Origin of the sequence: Brevundimonas sp., from assembly GCF_023259385.1 — a bacterium.
Taxonomy (GTDB): Bacteria; Pseudomonadota; Alphaproteobacteria; order Caulobacterales; family Caulobacteraceae; genus Brevundimonas.
In genome coordinates this window covers 4,077-6,016 of record NZ_JAHFPF010000219.1, presented here as the reverse complement: position 1 = coordinate 6,016, position 1,940 = coordinate 4,077, and the positions used below count along the sequence as shown (strand labels likewise).

Below are 1,940 nucleotides of genomic sequence, written 5' to 3'. Positions count from 1 at the left end.
CGTCGCCGCCGCCCTGATGATGGGCGCCGACTTCGCCTATATGGGCACCCGGTTCATCAACACGACCGAAAGCTCGGCCCAGCAACACTACAAGGACATGATCATCGACAGCGGTTCGGCGGACATCGTCCACACCCCGGCGGTGTCGGGCATCCCGGCCAATTTCATGATCAAGTCGCTGGTCGAGAACGGCATCGACCCCAAGACCCTGCCCGAGCACAAGCTGGACATGGGCGACGAGGCCAAGGCCTGGAAGACCGTCTGGTCGGCCGGTCAGGGCGCCGGCGCCATCCACGACATCCTGCCCGCCGGGGAACTGGTCGGACGCCTGCGACAAGAATTCACTCAGGCCACTGAACGGTTCGCCAAGAAGACCGCATTCGTCTAGGAACCTCCCGCGCCTTCGCGCGTCAGGGAGTTCCATGATCCGTACAGCGACGTTCGCCGCCCTCGCCTTCCTCGTTCTCGCCGGGACGGCCCAAGCCCAGGCAACGCCCCAGAGCGCCCCCGAGAGCGCGTCTCAGGGCGCCGGAAGCTGGTCCTTCTCCTTCGGGGCGGCGACCGACAACCGGTCCAAGGACGCCTCCAAGTCGCGCGGCGACGCCTACGCCTGGGGCGCGGCCGAGTGGGAAAGCGCGTCCGGCCTGTTCTACGCGGGTCCCGGCTTCGAGACCGTCAAGAGCTCGACCGGTTCGGAGCTGGAGCTTGAAGCCGGCGCCGGCATGCGGCCCGAGATCGCGGGCTTCGACCTGGATCTCAACGCGACCTACAAATACCAGATCGACGCCGATCCGGGTGCGGACAATACCGCCTGGGAGCTGACCGCCGACATCAAGCGCTCCATCGGCCCGGCCAGCGCCCGCGTGCGCCTGCAGCACTCGCCGGACGGCATGGGCTCGACCGAGGCCTGGACCTGGGTCGCGCTGCGCGGCGGCTGGGACTTCTCCGACAAGCTGACCGGCACCGCCGAGATCGGCCGCCGCGAGCAGGACGCCAGCATCGACTACACCGGCTGGAACGCGGGCTTCACCTACGCCCTGACGCGCAACATCGAGGCCGAGGTCCGGTACTATGACACCGACGCCGACCCGGCCAATCCGCAGTACGCCGACGCCGTCGTGGCCGGTCTGAGCTTCTCCTTCTAGGAATTCCGGCCCGCAGGCCCCATATCGGGTCATGAGCTCCCACCGACCGACGACCCTGGAACGCGCCTATGAACTGGCGCGGGAGGGGCGGTGCCGCACCGTCAGCGACATCAAGCAAGCCCTTTCCGCCGAAGGTTTCGACCGCATCCAGGACTCCCTGTACGGCCCCACCCTCAGCGCAGACCTGCGCAAGCTGTGCCAGGCGAACTACGTCGCGCCGCCCGACGAGACCGCCGAAGGCTGACGTCCCCGCCTTGCTTTCGCCCTCCGTCCGGTTCAAAAGGGTGGACGTCGATCTCTCTGCGAAACGCCACCCTCTGCTTTCGCCCGAGGTCTAGCCGCTCCTTTCAGACCCGACAGGCCTCCAGGCGCTCTTGCCTGAGGCCAACGCCAAAAGGAGGTCTCAAATGGCTACCGGCACCGTTAAGTGGTTCAACCCGACCAAGGGCTACGGCTTCATCCAGCCGGACGACGGCGGCAAGGACGTCTTCGTCCACATCTCGGCCGTGGAAGCGGCCGGCCTGCGCGGCCTGGATGAAAACCAGAAGGTTTCCTACGAACTCGAGCGCGACCGTCGCTCGGGCAAGGAATCGGCTGGTCAGCTGAAGACCGAAGGCTGAGTTCCCGCGTCGGTTTCCGACGCGTGATTTCGAAGGCGGCGGCGGTCTTGGACCCCGCCGCCTTTTTCGTTTCCGACTCCGCTCACGGGCAAAAATCTTTCTCCGACCGTACCGCTGAGGAATAAATCCTTGCTCTTTCTCCTCAAAGCGCCCATCTAAGGCGGGTCGATCTCTC

The 1,940-nt window shown here is 65.9% G+C and carries 4 protein-coding genes; all 4 read left to right on the top strand.

The genetic code is table 11. From position 1 onward, the window contains the following. The coding region (locus Q0C81_RS14820; RefSeq protein ID WP_291839579.1) for a nitronate monooxygenase at window positions 1-388 on the top strand (388 nt) is incomplete at its 5' end. Between the two features lie 34 nt (window positions 389-422). Further along, on the top strand, window positions 423-1,145 hold the full coding sequence (locus tag Q0C81_RS14815; RefSeq protein WP_291839577.1) for a TorF family putative porin: 723 nt from the start codon (window positions 423-425) through the stop codon (window positions 1,143-1,145). A gap of 31 nt (window positions 1,146-1,176) precedes the next feature. Then, the gene (locus tag Q0C81_RS14810; RefSeq protein ID WP_291839575.1) at window positions 1,177-1,389 is read left to right on the top strand and encodes a hypothetical protein; all 213 of its coding nucleotides are present in this window, start codon (window positions 1,177-1,179) and stop codon (window positions 1,387-1,389) included. A gap of 163 nt (window positions 1,390-1,552) precedes the next feature. Beyond that, window positions 1,553-1,765: a cold-shock protein gene (locus Q0C81_RS14805; RefSeq protein WP_291839573.1), complete on the top strand. Its 213-nt coding sequence runs from the start codon at window positions 1,553-1,555 to the stop codon at window positions 1,763-1,765. Window positions 1,766-1,940: the final 175 nt, after the last annotated feature.

What these genes read in the sequence shown, in the direction of transcription:
- Q0C81_RS14805 (WP_291839573.1), top strand. Translation starts at nt 1,553, where the DNA reads ATGGCTACCGGCACCGTTAAGTGGTTCAACCCGACCAAGGGCTACGGC.
- Q0C81_RS14815 (WP_291839577.1), top strand. Translation starts at nt 423, where the DNA reads ATGATCCGTACAGCGACGTTCGCCGCCCTCGCCTTCCTCGTTCTCGCC.
- Q0C81_RS14810 (WP_291839575.1), top strand. Translation starts at nt 1,177, where the DNA reads ATGAGCTCCCACCGACCGACGACCCTGGAACGCGCCTATGAACTGGCG.